The organism is Sphingomonas sp. VDB2, assembly GCF_047946695.1.
GTDB classification, from domain to species: domain Bacteria; phylum Pseudomonadota; class Alphaproteobacteria; order Sphingomonadales; family Sphingomonadaceae; genus Sphingobium; species Sphingobium bisphenolicum.
The window spans coordinates 1,414,351-1,436,290 of sequence record NZ_CP159615.1 but is presented as its reverse complement, the minus strand read 5'-3'; the positions used below and the strand labels follow the sequence as shown (position 1 = coordinate 1,436,290).

The 21,940-nt window shown below is 64.6% G+C and carries 20 protein-coding genes; 15 read left to right on the top strand and 5 right to left on the bottom strand.

Going from position 1 to position 21,940, the window contains the following annotated elements; translation table 11 throughout:
- Positions 1-138: 138 nt before the first annotated feature.
- The 10 genes from ABT375_RS07065 to ABT375_RS07020 all read left to right on the top strand — a co-directional run bounded on the left by ABT375_RS07065 (position 139) and on the right by ABT375_RS07020 (position 12,738).
- Positions 139-1,623, top strand: coding sequence for an agmatinase family protein (locus tag ABT375_RS07065; RefSeq protein WP_416464585.1), 1,485 nt, complete (start codon positions 139-141; stop codon positions 1,621-1,623).
- Entirely contained in the window at positions 1,623-2,972 is a 1,350-nt protein-coding gene (locus ABT375_RS07060) for an agmatinase family protein (protein ID WP_224547611.1), read from the top strand. Before ABT375_RS07065 ends, ABT375_RS07060 begins: the two co-directional genes overlap by 1 nt.
- A 16-nt stretch (positions 2,973-2,988) precedes the next feature.
- Positions 2,989-4,461: an agmatinase family protein gene (locus tag ABT375_RS07055; RefSeq protein ID WP_416464584.1), complete on the top strand. Its 1,473-nt coding sequence runs from the start codon at positions 2,989-2,991 to the stop codon at positions 4,459-4,461.
- A 131-nt stretch (positions 4,462-4,592) separates the two neighbouring features.
- The gene (gene peaA, locus ABT375_RS07050) at positions 4,593-6,320 is read left to right on the top strand and encodes a quinohemoprotein amine dehydrogenase subunit alpha (RefSeq protein WP_416464583.1); all 1,728 of its coding nucleotides are present in this window, start codon (positions 4,593-4,595) and stop codon (positions 6,318-6,320) included.
- Positions 6,317-7,765, top strand: coding sequence for a quinohemoprotein amine dehydrogenase maturation protein (gene peaB, locus ABT375_RS07045; protein WP_416464582.1), 1,449 nt, complete (start codon positions 6,317-6,319; stop codon positions 7,763-7,765). The genes peaA and peaB overlap by 4 nt, the downstream gene beginning before the upstream one ends.
- Positions 7,762-8,124: a quinohemoprotein amine dehydrogenase subunit gamma gene (qhpC, locus tag ABT375_RS07040; RefSeq protein WP_129925369.1), complete on the top strand. Its 363-nt coding sequence runs from the start codon at positions 7,762-7,764 to the stop codon at positions 8,122-8,124. Before peaB ends, qhpC begins: the two co-directional genes overlap by 4 nt.
- Before the next feature lie 8 nt (positions 8,125-8,132).
- Complete coding sequence (locus ABT375_RS07035) at positions 8,133-9,224, top strand: YncE family protein (RefSeq protein WP_261936538.1); 1,092 nt, start codon at positions 8,133-8,135, stop codon at positions 9,222-9,224.
- 112 nt (positions 9,225-9,336) lie between these two features.
- Positions 9,337-10,329 carry a hypothetical protein gene (locus tag ABT375_RS07030; RefSeq protein WP_416464581.1) on the top strand — a complete coding sequence of 331 codons (993 nt, stop codon included), beginning with the start codon at positions 9,337-9,339 and terminating at the stop codon, positions 10,327-10,329.
- Positions 10,326-12,029, top strand: a complete 1,704-nt coding sequence (locus ABT375_RS07025) for an ABC transporter ATP-binding protein (protein ID WP_416464580.1) — start codon at positions 10,326-10,328, stop codon at positions 12,027-12,029. Before ABT375_RS07030 ends, ABT375_RS07025 begins: the two co-directional genes overlap by 4 nt.
- The gene (locus tag ABT375_RS07020) at positions 12,022-12,738 is read left to right on the top strand and encodes a S8 family serine peptidase (protein WP_416464579.1); all 717 of its coding nucleotides are present in this window, start codon (positions 12,022-12,024) and stop codon (positions 12,736-12,738) included. The genes ABT375_RS07025 and ABT375_RS07020 overlap by 8 nt, the downstream gene beginning before the upstream one ends.
- Here ABT375_RS07020 and ABT375_RS07015 read toward each other — a convergent pair.
- Positions 12,672-13,670 carry a HupE/UreJ family protein gene (locus ABT375_RS07015; protein WP_416464578.1) on the bottom strand — a complete coding sequence of 333 codons (999 nt, stop codon included), beginning with the start codon at positions 13,668-13,670 and terminating at the stop codon, positions 12,672-12,674. The genes ABT375_RS07020 and ABT375_RS07015 overlap by 67 nt on opposite strands.
- Positions 13,657-14,499 (bottom strand): peptidyl-prolyl cis-trans isomerase, encoded by an 843-nt coding sequence (locus tag ABT375_RS07010; protein ID WP_416464577.1) that lies wholly within the window; start codon positions 14,497-14,499, stop codon positions 13,657-13,659. The genes ABT375_RS07015 and ABT375_RS07010 overlap by 14 nt, the downstream gene beginning before the upstream one ends.
- Before the next feature lie 159 nt (positions 14,500-14,658).
- Between ABT375_RS07010 and urtA the strand changes: the two genes are divergently transcribed.
- From urtA to urtE, 5 genes are all read left to right on the top strand, one after another.
- On the top strand, positions 14,659-15,873 hold the full coding sequence (urtA, locus tag ABT375_RS07005; protein ID WP_416464576.1) for an urea ABC transporter substrate-binding protein: 1,215 nt from the start codon (positions 14,659-14,661) through the stop codon (positions 15,871-15,873).
- 124 nt (positions 15,874-15,997) lie between these two features.
- Positions 15,998-16,885: an urea ABC transporter permease subunit UrtB gene (gene urtB, locus ABT375_RS07000; RefSeq protein WP_416464575.1), complete on the top strand. Its 888-nt coding sequence runs from the start codon at positions 15,998-16,000 to the stop codon at positions 16,883-16,885.
- Positions 16,878-17,906 (top strand): urea ABC transporter permease subunit UrtC, encoded by a 1,029-nt coding sequence (gene urtC / locus ABT375_RS06995; protein WP_416464574.1) that lies wholly within the window; start codon positions 16,878-16,880, stop codon positions 17,904-17,906. The genes urtB and urtC overlap by 8 nt, the downstream gene beginning before the upstream one ends.
- The gene (urtD, locus tag ABT375_RS06990) at positions 17,903-18,661 is read left to right on the top strand and encodes an urea ABC transporter ATP-binding protein UrtD (protein WP_416464573.1); all 759 of its coding nucleotides are present in this window, start codon (positions 17,903-17,905) and stop codon (positions 18,659-18,661) included. The genes urtC and urtD overlap by 4 nt, the downstream gene beginning before the upstream one ends.
- A complete protein-coding gene (urtE, locus tag ABT375_RS06985) occupies positions 18,658-19,374 on the top strand; it encodes an urea ABC transporter ATP-binding subunit UrtE (protein WP_416464572.1) in 717 nt (238 codons plus the stop codon). The genes urtD and urtE overlap by 4 nt, the downstream gene beginning before the upstream one ends.
- Here urtE and ABT375_RS06980 read toward each other — a convergent pair.
- The 3 genes from ABT375_RS06980 to ABT375_RS06970 form a co-directional block, all read right to left on the bottom strand.
- On the bottom strand, positions 19,371-19,793 hold the full coding sequence (locus ABT375_RS06980) for a DUF2147 domain-containing protein (RefSeq protein ID WP_224547585.1): 423 nt from the start codon (positions 19,791-19,793) through the stop codon (positions 19,371-19,373). The two genes, urtE and ABT375_RS06980, sit on opposite strands and share 4 nt — an antisense overlap.
- A 128-nt stretch (positions 19,794-19,921) precedes the next feature.
- Positions 19,922-20,911 carry a type II secretion system F family protein gene (locus ABT375_RS06975; protein WP_224547584.1) on the bottom strand — a complete coding sequence of 330 codons (990 nt, stop codon included), beginning with the start codon at positions 20,909-20,911 and terminating at the stop codon, positions 19,922-19,924.
- 19 nt (positions 20,912-20,930) lie between these two features.
- Complete coding sequence (locus ABT375_RS06970) at positions 20,931-21,929, bottom strand: type II secretion system F family protein (RefSeq protein WP_416464865.1); 999 nt, start codon at positions 21,927-21,929, stop codon at positions 20,931-20,933.
- Positions 21,930-21,940: the final 11 nt, after the last annotated feature.

Below are 21,940 nucleotides of genomic sequence, written 5' to 3'. Positions count from 1 at the left end.
TCTCTCCCGCCATGGACCGGTCCTACGTCAAATGCCCCATTGGGATGCGGTGCGTCGCCCGCCTACCCATGGCGCGATCAGCAGGATTTCCTGCCCTTTCCTGACGCCTATGCCCGCTTGTGGGGCTGGAGAACATGCATGCCGTCAATGACCGCCATCACCGGATGGAGCATGGCCGGGATCGCGGCGATCGGTGCTGCGGTCGCTGGCGACCTGCCTTATCATGCGCCCGACCGGAACGCGGGGACTCCCGCGATGCAGACGCCGCTGGAAGACGATATGGGCCGGCCCAAGCCGCTGGAACTGCCCAAGGATGTCGAGGCGAAGCTGGCCGGCATCGAAAAGGCGAAGGTCGATTTCCTCAAGAGCGGAGTCACCGGCCGCTACGTCGAGAAGGACGCGCTGTTCGATCGTATCCGCAAGGGCGACGCACAGGAGATCAGCGCCTATATCGCCGCGATGCAGGCGCTGCACGCGCAGGTCGAATATAAGGCCGGGCGCGACGCCGCATCGATCCCGTTGGATACGCGATCGCCCTGGTTCAACGCCTGGAAGGCGAAACGGTCGGGCGCGCTCGACCCCAGGCGGCCGGCCGGCCCGATCGAGCTGACCCGCTATGTCGGCGGCTGGGGCGGCGGCTTCGCCACCTTTGCAGGCGCGCCGGTGGCGATGACGCCGGAAGATCTGAAGGCGGGCAAGGTCGATGTCGCGATCGTCGGCGCGCCGCTCGACATGGGGTCGGGCTGGCGCAATGCGATCGACGGGCCGCGCGCCATGCGCATGACCGGCGGCGCGGCGGGCAACGATATGTATTCGATGATCAACCCCAACGCCGCGCTCAAGATCGTCGACTATGGCGACATCGCCATCGACCAGAACAGCACGGAGCGCAGCGTCGACCATGTCCGCGAGATGGTGGGCGAGATCGCGAAGACCGGCGCTATCCCGATCGTCATCGGCGGCGACCATAGTCTGGAATATCCCAATGTCGCCGCGGCCGCCGACGTCCATGGGAAGGGCAATGTCAGCGTCATCCACTTCGACAGCCATTATGATATCGGACGCGGTCGCGTGCACCTGCTCGACCATGGCCAGCCAGTCTATCGTGTCATCAGCGAGGGCCATGTGCGCGGCAGCGACTATATCCAGGTGGGATTGCGCGCGCGCGGTCCCGACCTCGAAACCTTCGGCTGGATGCGCAACAAGGGGATGCGTTATCACACGATGGTCGAAGTCGAGAAATGGGGCTGGGACAAGGTGATGGCCCGCGCGCTAAAGGAAGCGCGCGAGAACACCAAGAAGCTCTGGATCAGCTTCGATGTCGACGTTCTGGACCCCGCCTTCATGCCCGGCACCGGCACGCCCGTTCCCGGCGGCCTCACGATGCGCGAAGCACAGCCGATCATGCGCAACCTGTGCGCCCAGAACGACATCGCCGGCATCGATATCGTCGAAGTCGCCCCCTATCTCGACACCAGCTACAAGACCGCGCTCAACAGCAATTTCCTGCTGAACGCCTGCCTGGCCGGCATCGCCATGCGCAAGAAGGGCCTCAAGCCCGGCTATCTCAACCCTGTCTCGGTCGATCATGGCCTGGACACCTATTATGGGAAGAAGAATTGATGGCTCGCTCCACCCTGCCGGCACGGTGCGCGGCCGCCTGCCTGACCCTCGCAACGCTGTCCGCCCCCGCCTTCGCGCAGGGCGATGCGCTCGCCAGCCTCTCGCCCGAAAAGAAGGCGTTCCTGTCAGATCCGGCTACACTGGAGCGGTTCGGCCTGACGCCGGAGAAATTGCAGGTCACGCTGGCTGGCCGCCCGGCCGCCGATGTCGATGCCTATGCCGCCGCGCTGATGGCGGTGGTGGAGGACAGTAAATATAAGGCAGGCCGCGACCCTGCGGAAATCGCGCTCAACCCGCAGGCGCGCGGCTGGAACGCCAGCACCGTCGTCCGCCCCAAGATGTTCGACAAGCTGGCGCGTGATGACGGGCCGTTCAGCCTGAAACGCTATATGTTCCAGAAGGGCGGCATTCCGACCTTCGCCGATGCGCCGGTCGCGATTCGCAAGGAGGATCTGGTCGCGGGCAAGGTGGAGGTCGCCTTCGTCGGCGTGCCGCTCGATTTCTCCTCGGGCTGGCGCGACGCCAAGCATGCGCCGATGGCCTTGCGCGGCATGGATGGGCTTGTCGGCGCGGATGCCGATGGCGGGGTCGATCCGGGCCTCGTCCTCTCGATCGCCGACTATGGCGACCTGACGCCCGACTATATGGCGCCTGATCGCGGCCTCGACCATATCCGCGCGATGATCGCCGAAATGGCGAGCGTGGGCGTGGTGCCGTTCATCGTCGGCGGTGACCATACGATCATGTTCCCCGATGTCGCTGCGATGGTCGACATCTATGGCGCGGGCAAGGTCGCGCTGGTTCAGTTCGACGCCCATGCGGACGCGGAACTGAACGGAGATCATCTGATTTCCGATAACCAGACGCTGACCCGCCTGCTGGAGCAGAATCTGCTCCGCGGTAGCGACGTGACGCTGGTCGGCCTGCATGGCCGCGATGCTGGCCCAGCGACGCAGAAGCGATTGACCGACGCAGGCGCTAAGATCGTGCCGACGGCGGCGATCCAGGAACGGGGTTGGCAGGCCGTCACGACCGATCTGGTTGCGGGCCTGAAGAAGGGGCCGGAAAATGTCTTCGTCTCCTTCGACATGAGCGTGCTCGATCCGGGTGATGCGCCCGCGTCCGGTCGCCCGGTGCCCGGAGGCATCACCATGCGCGAAGCCATTCCGATGGTCCGCCAGATCTGCGCCCAGACCAAGGTGGTGGGCTTCGACCTGCTCGACGCAGCGCCGATCCTGGACCCGACCTATGTCAGCCGGATGAGCGCCAATTACATATTGCACGCCTGCCTCAGCGGCATCGCGATGCGCAAGACGGGCGTGACGCCGGTCCAGACCGCCAAGCGCTGAACCGGGGAGAACCGACATGCCATCGATCAATGCGATAAGCGGATGGGGCATGGCGGCGGCCGCGGCGGCCTCCGCCGTGGTGGCGGGCAATGGCTTCGACACGCCCAACCCGCCGCCGCCTCTGCCGCAGGAAGATATCATGGGCGAACCCAAGCCCATCGAGATTCCCGCCGATGTCATGGCGAAGCTTTCTGGCATTGCACCGGAGAAAGTGGCCCTCATCAAGCAGGGGCGCACCGGCCGTTATGTAGAAAAGGATGCATTGTTCGACCGCATCCGCACTATGCCGGCGGCCGAACTGACCGCCTATATCGACGCGATCGCCGCCCTCCATGCGCAGGTCGAATATCAGGAAGGGCGCGACGCCAAGACGATCCCGCTCGACACCCGGTCGGCCTGGTTCAACGCCTGGAAGGCCAAGCGCCCGCTGGTGATGGACCCCAAGCGCGACGCTGGCCCCATGGACCTTGGCCGTTACGTCGGTGGGCGGCGTGGCGGTTTTGCGACTTTTGCGGGTGCGCCCGTCGCGATGACGCCGGAAGATTTGAAGGCGGGCAAGGTCGATGTCGCGATCGTCGGCGCGCCGCTCGATATGGGATCGGGCTGGCGCAACGCGATCGACGGGCCGCGCGCGCTGCGCATGACCGGCGGCGCGGGCGGCAACGACATGTATGCGATGATCAACCCCGGCTCCGTGCTGGAGATTGTCGACTATGGCGACATCGCCATCGACCAGAACAGCACCGAACGGTCGGTCGCCCATGTGCGCGAGATGGTGCGCGAAATCGCCCGCACCGGCGCGATCCCGATCGTCATCGGCGGCGACCATAGTCTGGAATATCCCAATGTCGCGGCGGCGGCGGACGTCCATGGCAAGGGCAATGTCAGCGTCGTCCATTTCGACAGCCATTATGATGTCGGGCGCAACGGCGTTCACTGGATCACCCACGGATCGCCCGTCTATCGCGTTTTGCACGAAGGCCATGTCCGGCCGCAGGATTATATCCAGGTCGGCCTGCGTGCGCGCGGCCCGGATCTCGAGACCTTCGGCTGGATGCGCAACAAGGGGATGCGCTACCACACCATGGTAGAGGTGGAGAAATATGGCTGGGACAAGGTGATGGACCGCGCCATCGCCGAAGCGCGCCAGAATGCCAAGAAACTGTGGATCAGCTTCGACGTCGATGTGCTGGACCCGGCCTTCATGCCGGGCACGGGAACGCCGGTTCCTGGCGGCCTCACCATGCGGGAGGCGCAGCCGATCATGCGGCGGCTCTGCGCCGAAAACGATATTGCCGGCATCGATATCGTCGAAGTCGCCCCTTATCTCGACACCAGCTACAAGACCGCGCTCAACAGCAATTACCTGTTGAACGCCTGCCTGACTGGAATCGCGATGCGCAAGAAAGGCCTGCCGCCGCGCTACTGGAGCCCTGTGTCGTCCGAACATGGGCAGGACGATTATTACGGTCCGAAAAAGAAATCCTGACACTCGTCAAGATTCTCATGGCGGATTGCGCAACCGCCATACGTCATTTGGGCAATGGCGTCGCACGAGCGCCTGCCTAGGCTTTCGACATGCGCCAAGGCAAAGGCCGGGCGCCAAGGGGGACATATAGGGTGAAGCGGCTTCCCGTCACGAAATTGGGCCTGTTGGCGCTCTTCTCCGCGTCTGTCGTGTTCGCGCAGGCGGATGGCGGACCCGATGGCGCGACCATGAAGGAAACGGAAGCGGGCATTCCCGTCACCGATCCGCTCGTCACCGAAAAATGCAGCGCCTGCCACACCGCCGACGCCAAGGGCAATTTATCCCGCATCAGCTGGGTCCGCACCACGCCGGAGGGCTGGGCGCAGGCGATCAAGCGGATGGTGCGCCTCAATGGCCTGGCGATCACGCCGGAGGAAAGCCGGGCGATCGTAAAGTCGCTCTCCGCTTCGCACGGGCTTGCGCCCGAAGAGGCCCGCCCGGTCATGTATCTGCCGGAGAAGAGGATCATTGACGAGAGCATCATCCCTAACGACACCATGCGCGGCGCCTGCGCCAGTTGCCACAGCTATGCGCAGCCCATGTCCTGGCGCCGGTCGAAACTGGAATGGAAGACGCTGCAGGATCTGCATGTCGCCCTTTATTCGCAGGCCGACGCCCAATATCGTCGCCCGGCCGAAGATGCCGAACAGCCTGCCGGTCGCGATCCCAAGGACAAGCTGACGCGCGGCGACTATGCATTGACCTACATGCCCAAAGTGGCGGGGCTGCACACGCCCGAATGGGCCGCCTGGAGCGCGCGCCAGCGCAATCCGCGCCTCGCCGGTGAATGGCTGGTCGTCGCATCGGTGCCGGGCAAGGGCCGCTATGTCGGCGAACTTACCGTGGCACCGGGCAAAGTCGCAGACGAATTTACCACCAGCGCGACGCTGCGATCCCTGACAGACGGCGGCACGATCAGCCGCACCGGCACCGGCATCGTCTATGCAGGCTATAGCTGGCGCGGGTCGTCCACCGGCGCAGGCACTACCAAGCCGGATGACCTTGGCAGCGCCGCGCGTGAAGCCATGTGGTTCGCGCCCGACCAGCAAAGCGCGCAGGGCCGCTGGTTTTGGGGCGACTATCAGGAATTCGGCTATGATGTGAAGCTGGTCCGCGCGACTGCCGCACCCGCGATCCTGGCGGTGACGCCGGGGCCGGTAAAGGCGGGGACGAAAGGCGTGCAGCTACGCATATTGGGCAACAATCTTCCGGCCTCACCCAGCGCCGCCGACATCGATCTGGGCGCAGGCATCACCGTGACGAAGATCGTTTCGGCCAGCCCGAAGGAGTTGGTCGTCACCGCCGATGTCGCACCCGCCGCCTCGTCCGGCCAGCGCGACGTCGCCATCGCCGGCGCGGTGCTGGAGCAGGCCTTCCCGGTCTTCCACAAGATCGACTATATCAAGGCGACGCCCGAAACCGCGCTGTCGCGGCTGGGCGGCGTCAAATTCCCCAAGGGCTATCAACAGTTCGAGGCGATCGGCTACGAAAACGGCCTCGACGGCAAGCCCAATACGCCCGACGACATCGCGGTGGGTCCGGTCGCGGCCGACTGGACGATGCAGGAATTCATGTCGGTCTATTATGACGACGACACCAAATATGTCGGCGCATTGAGCCCCACCGCCTTCTTTACGCCCGCCGAGGAGGGGCCGAACCCGGCCCGTCGCTTCGGCCGCAACAATTATGGCGAAGTCTGGGTCGTCGCGACCGCCAAGACGGAGAAGGACAAGTTCGGCAAGCCGCTGAGCGCCCGATCCTACATGGTCGTGACCGTGCCCGCCTATCAGAAATGGGATCAGCCGGAGGTGTCGCGATGACCGTCATGCAGGCACCCGCCTACCGCCGGGCCGAATATCATGGGTTCGAAGCGGGTGGCGGCCACTTCATCTATCTGGTGAGCGCGGGCGCGATCTTCGAGATCGACGCGGATGTCCGCACGGTGCTGACCCGTCTCGACGGGCAGGAACTGACTCATGCCGCGCTGGTCCGCGAACTGGCGAGCGATGGCCGCGATACGGCCGAAGCCGAAGCGCTGGTCCGCGAACTGCGCGTCGCCCGACTGATCCAGCTTGGCGCCGCGGCCCCGGTCATGCCGCAGGCGCCACCGGCCGATTTTCCGCTTCAGGCGCTGGTGCTGAACGTCACCAACCAGTGCAACCTCGCCTGCACCTATTGTTACGAATTCGGCGCGGACAAGATCGCGACGCCCGCGGGCAAGCCCAAATATATGACGCTGGACACGGCCAGGGCCTCGGTCGACCTGCTGATCGCCGAAGCCGTGGGCCGCAAGGCGGTGCATATCACCTTCTTCGGCGGCGAAACGCTGATGAACTTCAAGCTGCTGCGCGACGTGGTGGACTATGCGAACGCGGCGACGGCGGCGGCGGGGAAGGCGATCACCTACAGCCTCACCACCAACGCCACGCTGCTGACGCCGGAGATCGTGACATTCCTCTCCGATAATCGCATCGGCGTCACCGTGTCGATGGACGGCCCGCCCGAGATGCAGGACAAGCATCGCGTCTACAAAAATGGCAAGGGCAGCTATGCGGTGATCGAACCGCGCCTGCGCACGCTGATCGCGCACCACAAGACCCGGGCCATCACCGCGCGCGTGACGCTGACCGAAGGCGTCACCGACGTCGTGCGCATCTTCCGTCATCTGAAGGACGATCTGGGCTTCCACGAAGTCGGCTTCGCGCCGGTGACGACCGGGGAGGAGCGGGCCTATTCGCTGGATGACAATGGCATGGACAGCGTGCTGGCGCAGTTCAGCCTGCTCGCCGACGAATGGCTGGAATATGCGCTGCGCGGAGAAGCCCACGGCTTCACCAATGTCAGCGAGACGATCAGCGAGCTGATTTCCGGGGTCAATAAGTCGCATCCCTGTGGCGCGGGTCTGGGTCTGATGGGGGTCAGTCCGTCGGGCGACCTGTCCCCCTGCCATCGCTTCACCGATGCCGACACGCACACGATGGGCCATGTCTCCAGTGGTATCGACCGGGCCAAGCAGGGCGAGTTCCTGAAAAAGGGCCATGTCGAGGCGAAATATGACTGCCAGAGCTGCTGGGCACGGCCGCTCTGCGCGGGCGGATGCCATCATGAGGCGTTTGTGCGCTATGGCGACACCGGCCACGCCAACCTCCATTATTGCGACTGGATACGGCAATGGACCGACACCTGCCTGCGCATCTACGGCCTGCTGGCGGTGCAGAATCCCGGCTTCCTCGAACGCTTCGCTGAACGAAAGGGCCTGTCATGAAGCATCTTCGTGCCATCAATAAAAAGGCGCGCGCGATCGGCGAAGCGGTGGCGCAGGTCGAGGCGGCGTCCGCCGGAACGCCTGCCGATATGGATGAGGATGTCGTCGCCCTCCAGCAGCAGCCGCGGCCCCACGTGCCGATGGGCTGCACCCTGTCTTTTTCGCCCGGTTGGGAAGTCGATGCGGGCGGCGGCACGGCGGGACTGTGCCAGCCGGTCGAGCGCGACATATACGACTGCTACGTCACCTGCTTCTGGCCCGTCCAGGTGCCCGACCATGTGAATTATTCGCCCGACTGGGCCAGCAACTGCGCCACCGCCACCAAGGACTGGCGCAGTCTCGATCTCGTTTTTCCATGAGGCGCGCCATGTCGATCTATCGCACCATCGTCGCAGCGGGGTTTGCCGCACTGGCCGCGCTCCCGGCGTCCGCCTCCACCCTCTTCATGGGGTCCTATCCCGACCAGCTGCTGATCTTCGACGAAGGCAAGGCGGCGGTGACGGGCAAGATCAAGCTCGACACCGGCCTGCCGACATCGATGCTGCTGTCGGACGACGGCAAGCGCATCTATGTCACCACCATCACCACCAGCGGGATTGAGGTGATCGACACCGCCACGCGCAAGGTGATCAACAAGTTCAGCCTGAACGACGGCGTCACCCGCTACCGCTTCTGGGGCGGCGCGGCGGACCCGACTGGCCGCTATTTCTATACGGTCATCAGCCGCTTCGACAAGGAAGTGGACCGCTACAAGGTTAGCAAGCCGATGTACGGCGTGATCGACCTGAAACTGCAGAAGGTCGTCCGCACGGCTGAAATCGACAAGGAAGACGAGAAGGCCGGCGGCGGATACCGCGCCGCCTATAAAGTGTCGCAGGACGGCAAATATCTTTATGTCTTCGGCGACAAGGTGCTGATCCTGAACCTCGCCGACCTCAAGGTGATCGACCGCATCGATCTGGCCAAGCCCGAAGGGACGGGGCTTGAGAATGTCGGTTTCGGCGGCGCGATCGACACAATCCGCACGCCCGGCCAGTTCGTGTCGCTGTTCAACGCGGCGGACCCCTATATCCATAACAAGATGTTCGGCCTCGCCCGCTTCGACCTCAACAGCCGCCAGTTCGACTTTACCCCGATCGGCCCCGCGCCGGACAATATGGCCGGCCTGCAAATGACGCCCGACGGCAGCCAGGCCTATACCGTCGTGACCAACGGGAAGCTGGGCAACAAGCGCTGCGAATTCTGGCATATGGACATGAAGGCCAATACAGTCGTGGACAAGGCGGAGTTTCCCTGCCGCTCCCGCTTCCGCTTCGGCATGTCGATGGATGGCACCAAGCTCTACATCTACGGCGCCAGCTATGATGTCGAAGTCTATGATGCCAAGACGCTGAAGCTCGAAGCAACCTGGGATCTGGGGAATGACACCACCGGCGCAGGCATGGTCGCGGTGGAATGAAGACCTTCGGGCCTATTGGCAAATTCCTGGTTCATCTCGACTTTGGTCGAAAAAGAAGCGTTACTTTTTGTCGGCATATGGACTTGATCCGCAACGAACGGCAGGGCGGCAGATGAAGAGCATCGCCATCCGGGGCAGCGGCATCGCCGCCACAGGATGCGCGCATATATTGGCTGGCGCGGGCTTTCGGGTCGCAATCGAAGAACGCCGCCGCCTGTCCGTGCCGACGATCATGCTGAGCGATCCGGCCCTGCGCCTGATCCGCGGCGTGTTCGATCGGCCGGACCTGTTTGCCGACCAACCGCGCGTGATGCGACGGCTGGTCGGCTGGGGCGGACCAGCGGTGATGGTGCCCCATGGCGCGGCGCTGGCATCGGAGGATCAGGTCCAGACGGCGCTGCCATCCATCCCGTCATCCCAAGCCGGCCCTGCCGATTTCACCATCCATGCCGCACCGCCCGTACCGCTGGGGGAGATGCAGATATTCGGCGAACGTAACGCCGTCGCGGCCAGGGTGAAATTGCGCGATCCCACCTGTATCGAAGAGGCGCGGATCGAGGCCGTGGCGGCGGGCTGGCTCTATCTGGTGCCGGCGGAACCGGGCTTTGGCTGGCTGCTGGGCGTGGGCGATTCGGTCGACAGGCTATTGGGTCAGAGTGCGCTGATCGCGCCGGTCGTGGACGCCCTGGGAGCGATTTCCATGCCCTTTCCCGCTGCGCCGCGCCTGCAATGGCCGCTTCATGGCGACGACTGGCTGGCCTGCGGCACGGCAGCTCTGGGCTTCGACCCGATCTGCGGCGACGGCACGGCGCAGTCGGTGCGGGAAGCGATATTGGCGGCGGCGGTCGTCACGGCGATCGCCGAAGGTGGGGATCGCGCCGCGCTGCTTACCCATTATCGATCGATGCTGATCGCGGCGATGCGTCGGCATCTGCTGCTCTGCGCCCAATTTTACGCCAATGGCGGGCAGGGTGACTGGTGGCGCGCGCAGCATGAGGCGCTGATGGCGGGGCATCATATGTGCACCGGCCTGCTGGCCCGGCTGCCCGAGCCGCGCTTCCTGCTCGACGGCTTCCGGCTGGTGTCCCGGCCGGCCGCGGCATGAGCGCTCCGACCCCGCCTCCGGTTGCCGATTGGGGCACCTATAAACGGCTGACGCCCTTCCTGCGCCCTTATCGCGGCGCATTGCTTGTCGTGCTGGGGGTCAGCCTCGTCTCGACCATGCTCGGCCTCGCGCAGCCCTATCTTTCCAAGCTGATGATCGACCAGGCGCTGCTCAAGCGCGACATGACCGCGCTGGTGGACATCGCGGCGATCATGATCGCCGTCACCATCGCGGGCTTCGCGGTCAACATCCTCGCCAGCTATCGCTATGTCGCGCTGTCGGCGGCGATGCTCTACGATATTCGCGCGGCGCTGCTGCGCCATCTCCAGACGCTGTCGCCGCGCTTCTATGGCAGCTTCCGCCTGGGCGATCTCGTGTCGCGCATGAACAGCGACGTCAGCGATGTGCAGCGTATCGCGTCGGACACATTGCTGTCGGTGGTCAGCAACCTGCTCTTCTTCGTCGGCTGCGTCGCGATGATGCTGTGGCTCGACTGGCGGCTCTTCCTGGTGAGCGTCGTGCTGGTCCCGGCCAGCCTGGCGACCTTCAGCTACTATCAGCGCCGCCTGACCGCGCTGACCCGCGACATGCGGGAACGGGGGGCGGATCTGGGCAGCCTGCTGGTCGATACGGTGATGGGGATGCGCGTCGTCGCCTCGCTCCGCGCGGGCGAGCATGAGGTGGGCCGATTCAAGACCAAGAACGACGCCTTCGTCGCGTCGATGCTGCGGATGCAGGTCGCGTCCTTCATGACCGGCGCGCTGCCCGGCACGCTGATGACGGCGGCGACATCGGCGGTGATCCTCTATGGTGGCTGGCGGATCATTCATGACGGAATGAGCATCGGCACGCTCGTCGCCTTCATGACCTATCATATGCGACTGCTCTCGCCGATCCAGACGCTGATGGGGCTGACGTCCGGGCTGGCGTCGGCGCGGGTGTCGCTGGGGCGCATCTTCGAACTGTTCGATACCAAGCCTGAAGTCGTAGAGCGCAACGAGGCGCTGCCCATGGCGCGGGCAGGTGAGATGCGCTTCGAACAGGTCGCGATGCGCTATGATCGCGATGCGGTGTTGCGCGATGTCGACCTGACGATCCCGGCGGGGAGCCTTTGCGCCATCCTTGGCCCCAGTGGCGTGGGCAAATCGACCATGGCCGACCTCATGGTGCGCTATCTCGATCCGGACAGCGGGCGGATCACGATCGATGGGCGCGATCTGCGCGACTTTCGGCTCGACGATCTGCGGCGGGAGATCATTCTGGTCGACCAGGCGCCCTATCTGTTCAACGATACGATCGCGGCCAATATCGGCTTCGCCATGGCCGATGTGTCGCAGGAGGCGATCGCGGCAGCGGGCCATGCGGCCGGGCTGGACGCCTTCGTCGCGACACTGCCCGAAGGTTATGACACCCGCGCGGGCGAACGCGGCATGGCGTTGTCGGCCGGCGAACGGCAGCGGGTGGTGCTGGCGCGCGCCTTGCTGCGCCGACCCAGCATCCTGATTCTCGACGAGCCGACATCGGCGCTGGACGGGGACACCGAACAGTTGGTGGCGGGACGCCTGCGCAATGCGCTGCCCCATGCCACGATCATCGTCATCACCCATAAGCCCGCACTGGCGCGGATGGCCGACGCCATCATTACGCTGGAGCAGGGGCGGGCGCAGATGACGGCGCGCGCAGAGCCTGTCGATGCCTGATCCGATCCGCCCTGATCCCATCCGCATCGCCGTCATCGACAGCGGTGTCCATCCCGATCACCCGCATATCGACGCAGCCCGGCTGTTGCCCGGCGTTGCGATAGCGGGCGACGGCGCGATCAGCGAGTGCGACACCATCGACGCTCTTGGCCATGGCACTGCGGTCACCGCCGCCATCCAGGGGCAGTCGTCCGACGCGCTATGCCTGCCGATCCAGGTATTCCACAATGCGTTGCGCACCACCGCGCGCGCCTTGGTGGCCGCGATCGATCGGGCCGTGGCGGCGGAGGTCGACATTATCAACCTCAGCCTCGGTACGGTGAACCCGGCGCATCGCGACCTGTTCGCGGCGGTCGCCGATAGGGCGCTGGCGGCGGGCGTGCTGATCGTGGCCGCGCGAGAGACGGAAGGGACGCCTTGCTATCCCGGCGGCCTGGCCCAAGTGCTGGGCGTGTCGCTGGACTGGGACTGTCCGCGCGAAGACTATGCCATACGGGACGGAATCGTCTTCGCCTCCGGCCATCCCCGGCCGATCCCCGGCGTGCCGCCAAGGCGCAACCTCCATGGCGTCTCCTTCGCTGTCGCCAATATGAGCGGCATCGTGGCGCGGGGCGGACGATTGGCGATCGCCCGCCATCTCGATCAGGCGACGCCGAACGCCGCGACCCGCTCGACCATCCAGAAGCAGCCGATCGCGCCCACGGCATAGAGCGCCGCGACCCGGACCGGCGTCGCCAGCGACAGCGCGCGCAACCCCGCCAGCGTCGCCAGGATCGCGCCGACGAAGACCAACTGTCCCGCCTCCACGCCGATGTTGAAGAAGACCAGCGCCGGCAGCTTCTCACCCGCCTGCACGCCCAGTTCGCCCAGCGCTGTCGCGAAGCCCAGACCATGGAGCAGGCCGAACAGTGACACGACGATCGCCTGCCGCCGGAAGGCGAACGCCCGTTCCCCCTTGCCGATCAGCAGCGCCTCACGCGCCATGAAGGCGATGGACAGGGCGATGGCGGCTTCCACCGGCGGCACCGGCGCACGCACCAGTTCGAAGAAGGCGATGGCGAGCGAGATGGAATGACCAGCGGTAAAGGCGCTCACCAGCCAGAGCAGGTCGCGCCCGCGCGCCAGCAACGCCAGGCACAGGACGAAGGCGAGGTGATCCCAGCCCAGCCAGATATGCCAGACGCCCTGCGCCAGAAATTCCGGGGCGATCTGGGTGATCGGCCGCGCCGTTGCGGCGGTTTCGCCGACCGGCACGGAAATGCCGTGCGCGTCGCCGGTCAGGCTGCGATCGACCTGGGCGCCCATGACATTGGTGACGAAGCGGCCGCCATCGGCCTTCCACGGCGTCTGGATCATGTCGGTGGCGGCAAAGGGCCGGTCGCAGGCGAATTCAAAGGCATATTGCGCTCGCCCGCCGCCGGTCTGGCGGCTCATGCCGGTCTGGCGGCAGCCGTCGGGCAGGATGATGGGCGCAGGCTGGCCTACTGCCTCCGGCACGGCGGCGGTGAATTCGTACGTGTTCGGGTCTTCGCCGCGCGTCAGGGCGAAGTCGGCGGACAGGAAGATATCGGCCATCGCCGTGCCTGGCGCCAGCGCCGCCAGCGCAAGCATCAGCAGGGCGAACAGCTTATTCTTCGACATCGAACTTCTCCTTCAGGCCCGCCAGCGCTTGGCTGATGGCGGCATTGCTGTGGGTGATCATATAATCCTGCCGCACCTGATCCTTGATCGCGGGGAAGGGGATCATGGCGGATGCGATGCGCTCGCTCTTCTTCACGAAATGCCAGCCGCGCGGGGATGGGATCGGCCCGATCCAGCGGCCCTCCGGCGCGGTCTTGAGCGTGTCGACGAAGGGTTGGCCGAAAATGCCCCGCACCATGGAATCGCCGTAGCGGGGGAAGTCGCGGCCCAGCCAGAAATCCTCGCCCCCAATCGTCTCGCCCGCGTTGAGCCGGGCCAGCAGGACGCCCGCGTCGGCGGGCTTTTGCTGGCGGAAAATCTGGGTAAAACTGGTGCGCGGTTCGGCGCGGTAGAGGTTCAGATGGGTCGCATAATGATCGATCAGTTCCTCCTCGCTCGGTTCGGGCGGGGCGCCCGCGATCAGGTAGCGGACCTTGTCGACCAGCCGTTTGCGCGTCTCGCCGTCGGTCAGGTGCATGTTACGATCGATCGCCTCGCGGAACAGCAGCTCCTCGGCCAGATATTCGGCCTTCAGCCGGGCGCGATCCTGCGCCGTCGCCTTGCGCCCGGTCAGCGTCTCCAGGTCCGCGACCTGCGCCTGCTCGATCTCTGGCGTAAAGATGACGGGCGGCTTTTCGAAGCGCTGGACGAGCTGATAACCGCCGAACAGCGCAACGCCGGCGAGTAGAAAGGCGAAGAGCGGATCGCGCGCTACGCGGCTGGCTACGGGCATCGGATTGCGCCACGGTCGCGGCGATGCCGCCACCTGCCGCGCCGCCGAAAGATCCATGGATTCCGTCCCGTTCGCCATGCCCGCAATATTAGGGGGAAGCGGTGCGCCACAGCCTACGTCAAATGACGCATACGGGCGGTTGCCGCCTTTCCATAGCCTTTGGGAGACCGATTTGCTGCAGCGCCGCACATGGCCTGCCAGGGAGACTTTCTCATCATGATCCGATCCAAGCTGCTCGTGCTTGCCACTTCCGTCTGCGCGTTGGCGCTGGCTTCCTGTTCGGGCGGCGGCGGCAATACCGGCGCGCCTGCGGGCGATACTGTCTCGGTCGGTGTCCTCCAGTCGTTGACGGGCACGATGGCGATCAGCGAGATTACGGTGAAAAATGCCGAGATGCTGGCGATCGAGGAGATCAACGCGGCTGGCGGCGTGATGGGCAAAAAGATCAACGCCCTGGTCGAGGACGGCGCATCCGACCCGTCCACTTTCGCGCAGAAAGCGTCCAAGCTGATCGAAAGCGACGGCGTATCCACCGTGTTCGGCGGCTGGACCTCGGCGAGCCGGAAGGCAATGCTGCCGGTGTTCGAACGGACGAAGAACCTGCTCTGGTATCCGGTCCAGTTCGAGGGCAATGAATGTTCACCCAATATCATGTATTCCGGCGCGCAGCCCAACCAGCAGGCGCTGCCCGCACTCGAATGGGCCGTTGCGCAGGGGCATAAGAGCTTCTTCCTCGTCGGCTCCGACTATGTCTATCCCCGCACCGCCAACCTGATCCTGAAAAAACATGTCGAAAAGCAGGGCATGAAGGTGCTGGGCGAAGCCTATGTGCCGTTGGGCGGCACGGACTTTTCAGGCGTGATCGCCAAGATCGCGCAGGCCAAGCCCGCGATGATCATCAACACGCTGAACGGCGACAGCAATGTCGCCTTCTTCAAGCAGTTGCAGGCGGCCGGTATCAGCACGAAGACGATGCCGGTCATGTCCTTCTCGATCGGCGAGCAGGAAGCGCAGGCGATGGGGGCGGGCCTGGTCGAGGGCAGCTATGCCGCCTGGAATTATTTCCAGAGCCTGCCCGGCGACGCCAACGCCAAGTTCATCGCCGCCTATAAGGCGAAATTCGGCAAGGACGCGGCGATCACTGACCCGATGGTCCATGGCTATCTCGACGTCTATGCGTGGAAGGCGGCGGTGGAGAAGGCCAAGAGCTTCGATCCCGATGCGGTGCGCAAGGCGGCGGCGACGCTGGGCGGCTTCGACTCGCCAATGGGCAAGGTCAGCTTCGCGGCCAACCAGAGCCTGGTGCAGAAGGCCTATATCGGCAAGCTGAAGGCCGACGGCCAGTTCGAGATCATCGCGGACAGCGGCAAGGATATCGCGCCGGAACCCTATGACGGGCTCGCCTTCCCCGGCAAGACCTGCAAGCTTTGAGGCACGTCCCACCTTCCGTTCGCCCTGAGCGAAGTCGAAGGGCTTTGCTGCGCGGATGCGAAGCCCATTTCGTTTTGCTCAACGGACGGCTTCGACTTCGCTCGGCCCGAACGGATGTTGGATAATGGACGCGCTTTTCCTCAACCAGCTGTTCAACGGCGCCTCTTTGGCATCGCTGTACCTGCTCGCCGCGCTGGGCCTTGCGCTCTCCTTCGGCCTGATGCGCGTGATCAACATGGCGCATGGGGAAATGCTCATGTTGGGCGGCTATCTCGCCTGGATGACGCTGCTCGCCGTGCCGGGCGCGCTGGGCATCATCCTCGCCATTCCGGTCGCCTTCATCGGCGCGGCGGCGATGGGCGGCCTTATCCAGTCCACCCTGATCCGCCGCCTGTCCGCGCGGCCGCTCGACACGCTGCTCGCGACCTGGGGCGTCAGTTTGATCCTGCAACAGGGCGCGCGCGACCTGTTCGGTGCTGTCGGCGTCGAGGTGCGCGCGCCCGAATGGCTGACCGGCAATTTTGTCCTGGCGGGCGTAACCTTGCCGTCCGCGCGCCTCTTCATCATCCTGATCGCAGCCCTCGTGCTGGGCGGCCTGGCGCTGCTCCTGCTCAAGACCCGGATCGGCCTGCTGGTTCGCGCGGTTAATCAGGACCGGATGATGGCTTCGGCCTCCGGCATCGACGTCAGGCGCGTCGATTTCACCGTCTTCTGCCTTGGCTCCGGCGTTGCGGGGCTGGCCGGCGTCATGCTCGCATTGCTCGGCCCGGTCACGCCCAATGTCGGGCAAAGCTATATCATCCCCGCCTTCCTCGTCGTGGTGATGGGAGGCCTCGGCAGCATCGTGGGCACGACCGTCTCGGCAATCATTCTCGGCCTGTTCGCTGCGCTGGCGCAGATTTTCGTCGACGTGAGCGTCGCGCAGATGCTGCTGCTCGTCTTCGTCATCCTCTTCATCCAGGTCCGCCCGCAAGGGGTGATCGCCGTAAAGACCCGCCAGCTCGATGCCTGACCTGTCCCGTCTCGCCCCCTTGAAACCGATCCTGCCCTGGCTGCTGCTGGCGCTCGGCCTGGTCGCGCCTTTCGCGCTGTCGGGCTATGATCTCAACCTGCTCGCCCGCTTCATGGCGATGGGCATATTGGCGCTCGGCCTCGTCCTCATCTGGGGTCATGGCGGGATATTGAGTTTGGGGCAGGGGGTGTTCTTTGGCCTGGGTGGCTACGCCATCGCCCTGCACATGAAGCTGGCGGATCTGCCGTCGGGCGAAATTCCCGATTTCATGGTCTGGAGCGGCCGGGACGGTTTGCCCTTCTGGTGGACGCCCTTTGCCAGCCCCGCCTTCACCATCGCCGCGATCCTGATCGTGCCGGCGCTGGTGGGTGCGCTCTTTTCCTGGGCCGTTTTCCACCGGCGGGTCGGCGGCACCTATTTCGCGCTCATCACCCAGGCGCTGGCGCTTGCCTTCGCCACCCTCATCATCAGCCGTCAGGATGTGACCGGCGGGTTCAACGGCCTGACGGACTTCTACTCGGTGTTTGGCTTCGGCATGTCCAGTCCGGGCACCGGATCGGGCCTTTATTGGGTGACGCTGGCGGTTCTGTGCGTCGCCTTCGTGGCGCTGCGCTGGCTGCTCGCTTCGCGCTTCGGCATATTGCTGCGCGCCGCGCGCGATGGCGAAAACCGGGTGCGCTTCCTCGGCTACAGCCCCACGCCCTTCAAGGTTGTCGCCTTCGCCATCGCGGCGATGCTGGCGGGGGTCGGCGGCGCGCTCTTCACGCTCCATGCCGAGGTCGTGTCGCCCGCCTTGATCGGCGTCGTTCCGTCGATCGAAATGGTCGTGTGGGTCGCGATCGGCGGCCGCTACAGCCTGGCCGGTGCGATCGTGGGCGCGCTGCTTGTCAACCTGGCGCGCGATGCCGTGTCCAGCGCTTTCCCGGAACTCTGGCTCTATCTGATGGGTGCGCTCTTCATTTTTGTCGTCACCCTGCTGCCGCGGGGCCTTGCCGGTCTGGTCAAGGGGAGGGCGGCATGAGCGGGTCCGCCGTCTCCGACCTGCTGCTCAGCGTCGATGGCGTCACCATCGACTATAGCGGCTTCAAAGCGCTCGACAGTTTCAGCATGACGCTCAATCGCGGCGAAACTCGCGTGGTGATCGGTCCGAATGGTGCAGGCAAGTCGACTTTGTGCGACACGATCATAGGCCGCGTCCGCCCCAGCAGCGGCCGAATCCTGTTCAAGGGCGAGGAAATACAGCACCTGCCCGAACAGCAGATCGTGTCGCGCGGCATCTGCCGCAAATTCCAGGCCCCCGGCGTGCTGCCGACGCTCAGCGTGCGCGACAATCTGGCGCTCGCCGCCCGCAAGGATCGACGCTGGTGGAAGAGCTTCGGCGCCGGTATCCCGGCGGAAGAGAAGCTGGCAGTCGAGGAAGCGCTGGAAAGCGTAAGCCTCGCCCATCGCGCCGAGGTGGAAGCGGGCACGCTGGCCCATGGCGAGAAGCAATGGCTGGAAATCGCGATGGTGATGGCGACCGGGGCGGAACTGCTGCTGCTGGACGAGCCGACCGCCGGCATGGGGCCGGCCGAAACCAGCCGCACTGCCGAACTCATCCACGGACTGGGGGGGAGCCGCACCGTGCTGGTGATCGATCATGACATGAGCTTCGTCGAACAGCTCGCGGCTCCCGTCACCGTCATGCATCAGGGCCGGTTCCTGAAGCAGGGGAGTATCGCCGATGTCCGCGCCGACCCGGAGGTCGCCGCCGTCTATCTGGGGCACAGCGCATGAGCGCGCCGCTGATCGAAATCGCTGCCCTGTCGAGCGCCTATGGCCAGAGCCAGGTGTTGTGGGACGTCGATCTGACTCTCGATCGAGGGCAGGTGATGGCTTTGATCGGTCGCAACGGCGTCGGCAAGACGACGCTGCTGCATGCGATCATGGGCACGCGCCCGTTGGCGGGGGGTACGATCCGTTTCGACGGGCAGGACATCACGAAGCTGCCCGCGCACAAACGCTCGCGCGCCGGCATCGGTTTCGTGCCGCAGGGGCGCCATGTCTTCCCGCAACTGACGGTCATGGAAAATCTGGAAACCGGGCGTTCGGCGCTGGCGGGGCGTGGCGAGGGCGGGGCAAAAGTGCCGCAGCATATCTTCGACCTTTTTCCCAAACTCTACGATATCCGTACCCGCGCCGCCGGCTTCCTGTCCGGCGGCGAACAGCAGCAATTGGCTATCGGCCGCGCACTGGCAGGCGAACCCAGCCTGCTCCTGCTCGACGAACCGACCGAGGGCATCCAGCCCAATGTCGTGCAGCAGATCGAGGCCGCGCTCGTCCATGTCCGCGACGAACTCGGCATGACCATGCTGGTGGTCGAACAATATCTCGATTTCGTTTGGCGCTTCGCCGACCGCTATTGCGCGATGCAGAACGGCCGGATCATCCGCCAGGGCAGAGTCGCGGACGAAAGCGCGAGGGATGTCGCGCATCTGGTCCAGATTTAGCGCACTGGCGTCCAGGTCTGGGTCTTGCACAAGAAGGATGCGATGCAACCCTGCACCTTCAGCGTGCCGTCACCGTTGCGGGTCAGCTTGGACGTATAGCTTTTGCCGCTTTCGGGATCGTAGATCGTCCCTTTCCATTGATCGCCGGCATCCTCGAACCCGGTGAGCAGGGCGAGGCCCACCAGCGGCTTTGATCGGAGCGCGGCATCCGGGTTCTTGATGTCGGTCTGCGGGCGGCCGGGCGTAGGTTTCACGATCTTCTCGATCTTTCCGCACAAATGCCTGCCGCAGGGCGCGATCTGGACGATCGCCTTGCCATCAACGGTCGCCCAGCGGCCGGTGACCGGTTGGGCGGCCTGCGCGGGCATGGCGGCGAAGGCTGCGCTCAGGGCTGCGGTGGCGAAAAGGGCCAGCTTCATGCGATCCACTCCTTGTGTTTGACGGATAGATAAGCATGAAAAAGTCGGCCCGCCACCGCCTTTTTGAGGCGGGGCGGGCGGATCTTTCGGGCGACGTTACGGCAGCGCCAGTCCCGTTCTCCAATTTTTTAGAAGGCGGTGCTGATCGAACAGGCCGCCGGACCCAGAATAACGACGAACAGGGTCGGCAGGATGAACAGAATCAGCGGCACCGTCATGATCGCGGGCAGGCGCGCGGCCTTTTCCTCGGCGCGCATCATGCGTTCATGGCGGAACTCGGCAGACAGCACGCGCAGCGCGGAAGCGAGGGGGGTGCCGTATTTCTCGGTCTGGATCATGGTCGTGACCACGCCCTTGATCGCGTCCAGCTTCACGCGGGTCGCCAGATTCTCGAACGCCATGCGCCGTTCGGTCAGGAAGCTCAGCTCGATCGCGGTCAACTGGAACTCGTCGCCCAGCTCGGGATAGGCCTTGCCCAGTTCACGCGACACGCGATTGAACGCGGCATCGACGGTCAGGCCGGCCTCTGCGCAGATGACCAGCAGGTCGAGTGCGTCGGGCAATCCCTTGCGGATCGCAGCGGCGCGCTTCTGCACCTTATTGTCGATATAAAGGTCGGGGGCCTTATAGGCGAGCAGCAGCGCCACGGCGAAAGCGAAGAAGCGCTTCATCGGGCCCCATTCGGGTTCGATTCCGACGCCATAGAGCATGATCGCCGCAAAGCCGCCGATCACGATCGGCATGATCATGCGGCCGAAGATGACGGCGACGGCCCAATCCTTGGACCGGATGCCGGCCTGCGCCAGGCGGATCTGCGCGTCTTTCAACTGGTCGTCCTGCAACACCTTCAGGCTCGACAGGAAGGACCGCATATTGTCGGTCGTCTGGTTCTTGCGGACCAGCTTGGCGCGGCGCTTGGCGGTCGACGCGGTGATGCCCGCCTTCAACTGCTCGCGCCGGTCGTTGAGCGCCTTGACGCGCTTGGCCATGGGATCGCGCACGGTCATGACCGCATAGAGCGCGAAAAGTATGGCCAGGGTCGCGAGCGCGGCCAGCAGCGTGCCGAAATCGGTCGCTGTCAGGCCAAAGAGCGTGCCGGCTGGGGTCGGAGCGTCCATAATCTCTTATCCCTCCCGATCAGATTTCGAAGTTGACCATCTGGGCCATGATGAAAGCGCCGATGCCCATCCAGCACATACCGCCGATGCCGATCACCTGCATCGTGCTGAGCCCGAAAATACCCGCCGGATCGGGGGTGAAGAAGGGGGTCATATAGTTGAAGTTGATGTAGCAGATCATGCCGAACACCAATGGAGGCAGTGCACCGATAATGTAGGCGGACGCCTTCGATTCCGATGACATGGCACGTATCTTCAACTTCATCTGCGCGCGCTGACGTAGCACTGTGGCCAGGTTGGACAGGGTTTCGGCCAGGTTGCCGCCCGTTTCCCGCTGGATGGCCAGGGTGATGACGAAGAACTGGAATTCCGGCGTGCCCAGGCGGTCGGCGGTTTCCTGCAACGCCTGCTCCATGGTCCGGCCGATCTTGATGCGTTCGGTTATCAGCTTGAATTCCTCGCCCACCGGCCCTGGAATTTCGCTCGACACGATGCCGAGCGTTTCGGCGATGGGCAGGCCCGACCGCAGGCCGCGAGTCAGCAATTCCAGCGCATCGGGAAATTTGGCGTTGAACTTCTGGACGCGCTTGTTGATCAGCCGACCTACCCACCAATGGGGCAGGCCAAGCCCTGCGGCGAGGCCGAACATCATGGCGAACAGGAAGGGGAAGCCGCGGACCATCAGCAGCGCAGACAGCAGCAGGAATATGCCGGCGCTGGCCGTCATATACTGGCTGAGCGTCCACTTCTTGCCGGTCATCTTCAGGCGCTTGGTCAGATTTTCCGGGTTCGGGATCAGCGACACCAGCATCTTGGCTTCGACGCCGGTCGCACGATTGGAGATCGCCTTGCGCATCCGCGCTTCCAGCAGGGCTTCGGCCGACTCGCTATGGCGGCCGCGGATCATCGCGACGCGCCGTTTGCGCGCCTTGTCCGGCGACGGACCGGCGAACGCGACCACGCCCAGCCCCAGCAGGGTCGCGATCAGCACCATTATCAGGATGAAATTGCCGTCCATCTCGTCGCCTG

Bases quoted from the DNA above. Each gene is read 5' to 3' on its own strand.
- ABT375_RS07025 (WP_416464580.1), top strand. From the start codon at position 10,326: ATGAGCGCTCCGACCCCGCCTCCGGTTGCCGATTGGGGCACCTATAAA.
- ABT375_RS07060 (WP_224547611.1), top strand. From the start codon at position 1,623: ATGGCTCGCTCCACCCTGCCGGCACGGTGCGCGGCCGCCTGCCTGACC.
- urtD (WP_416464573.1), top strand. From the start codon at position 17,903: ATGAGCGGGTCCGCCGTCTCCGACCTGCTGCTCAGCGTCGATGGCGTC.
- urtC (WP_416464574.1), top strand. From the start codon at position 16,878: ATGCCTGACCTGTCCCGTCTCGCCCCCTTGAAACCGATCCTGCCCTGG.
- ABT375_RS06970 (WP_416464865.1), bottom strand. From the start codon at position 21,929: ATGGACGGCAATTTCATCCTGATAATGGTGCTGATCGCGACCCTGCTG.
- ABT375_RS07015 (WP_416464578.1), bottom strand. From the start codon at position 13,670: ATGTCGAAGAATAAGCTGTTCGCCCTGCTGATGCTTGCGCTGGCGGCG.
- ABT375_RS07010 (WP_416464577.1), bottom strand. From the start codon at position 14,499: ATGGATCTTTCGGCGGCGCGGCAGGTGGCGGCATCGCCGCGACCGTGG.
- ABT375_RS07065 (WP_416464585.1), top strand. From the start codon at position 139: ATGCCGTCAATGACCGCCATCACCGGATGGAGCATGGCCGGGATCGCG.
- urtE (WP_416464572.1), top strand. From the start codon at position 18,658: ATGAGCGCGCCGCTGATCGAAATCGCTGCCCTGTCGAGCGCCTATGGC.
- ABT375_RS06980 (WP_224547585.1), bottom strand. From the start codon at position 19,793: ATGAAGCTGGCCCTTTTCGCCACCGCAGCCCTGAGCGCAGCCTTCGCC.
- qhpC (WP_129925369.1), top strand. From the start codon at position 7,762: ATGAAGCATCTTCGTGCCATCAATAAAAAGGCGCGCGCGATCGGCGAA.
- urtB (WP_416464575.1), top strand. From the start codon at position 15,998: ATGGACGCGCTTTTCCTCAACCAGCTGTTCAACGGCGCCTCTTTGGCA.
- ABT375_RS07030 (WP_416464581.1), top strand. From the start codon at position 9,337: ATGAAGAGCATCGCCATCCGGGGCAGCGGCATCGCCGCCACAGGATGC.
- ABT375_RS07020 (WP_416464579.1), top strand. From the start codon at position 12,022: ATGCCTGATCCGATCCGCCCTGATCCCATCCGCATCGCCGTCATCGAC.
- ABT375_RS07055 (WP_416464584.1), top strand. From the start codon at position 2,989: ATGCCATCGATCAATGCGATAAGCGGATGGGGCATGGCGGCGGCCGCG.
- peaB (WP_416464582.1), top strand. From the start codon at position 6,317: ATGACCGTCATGCAGGCACCCGCCTACCGCCGGGCCGAATATCATGGG.
- ABT375_RS06975 (WP_224547584.1), bottom strand. From the start codon at position 20,911: ATGGACGCTCCGACCCCAGCCGGCACGCTCTTTGGCCTGACAGCGACC.
- urtA (WP_416464576.1), top strand. From the start codon at position 14,659: ATGATCCGATCCAAGCTGCTCGTGCTTGCCACTTCCGTCTGCGCGTTG.
- ABT375_RS07035 (WP_261936538.1), top strand. From the start codon at position 8,133: ATGTCGATCTATCGCACCATCGTCGCAGCGGGGTTTGCCGCACTGGCC.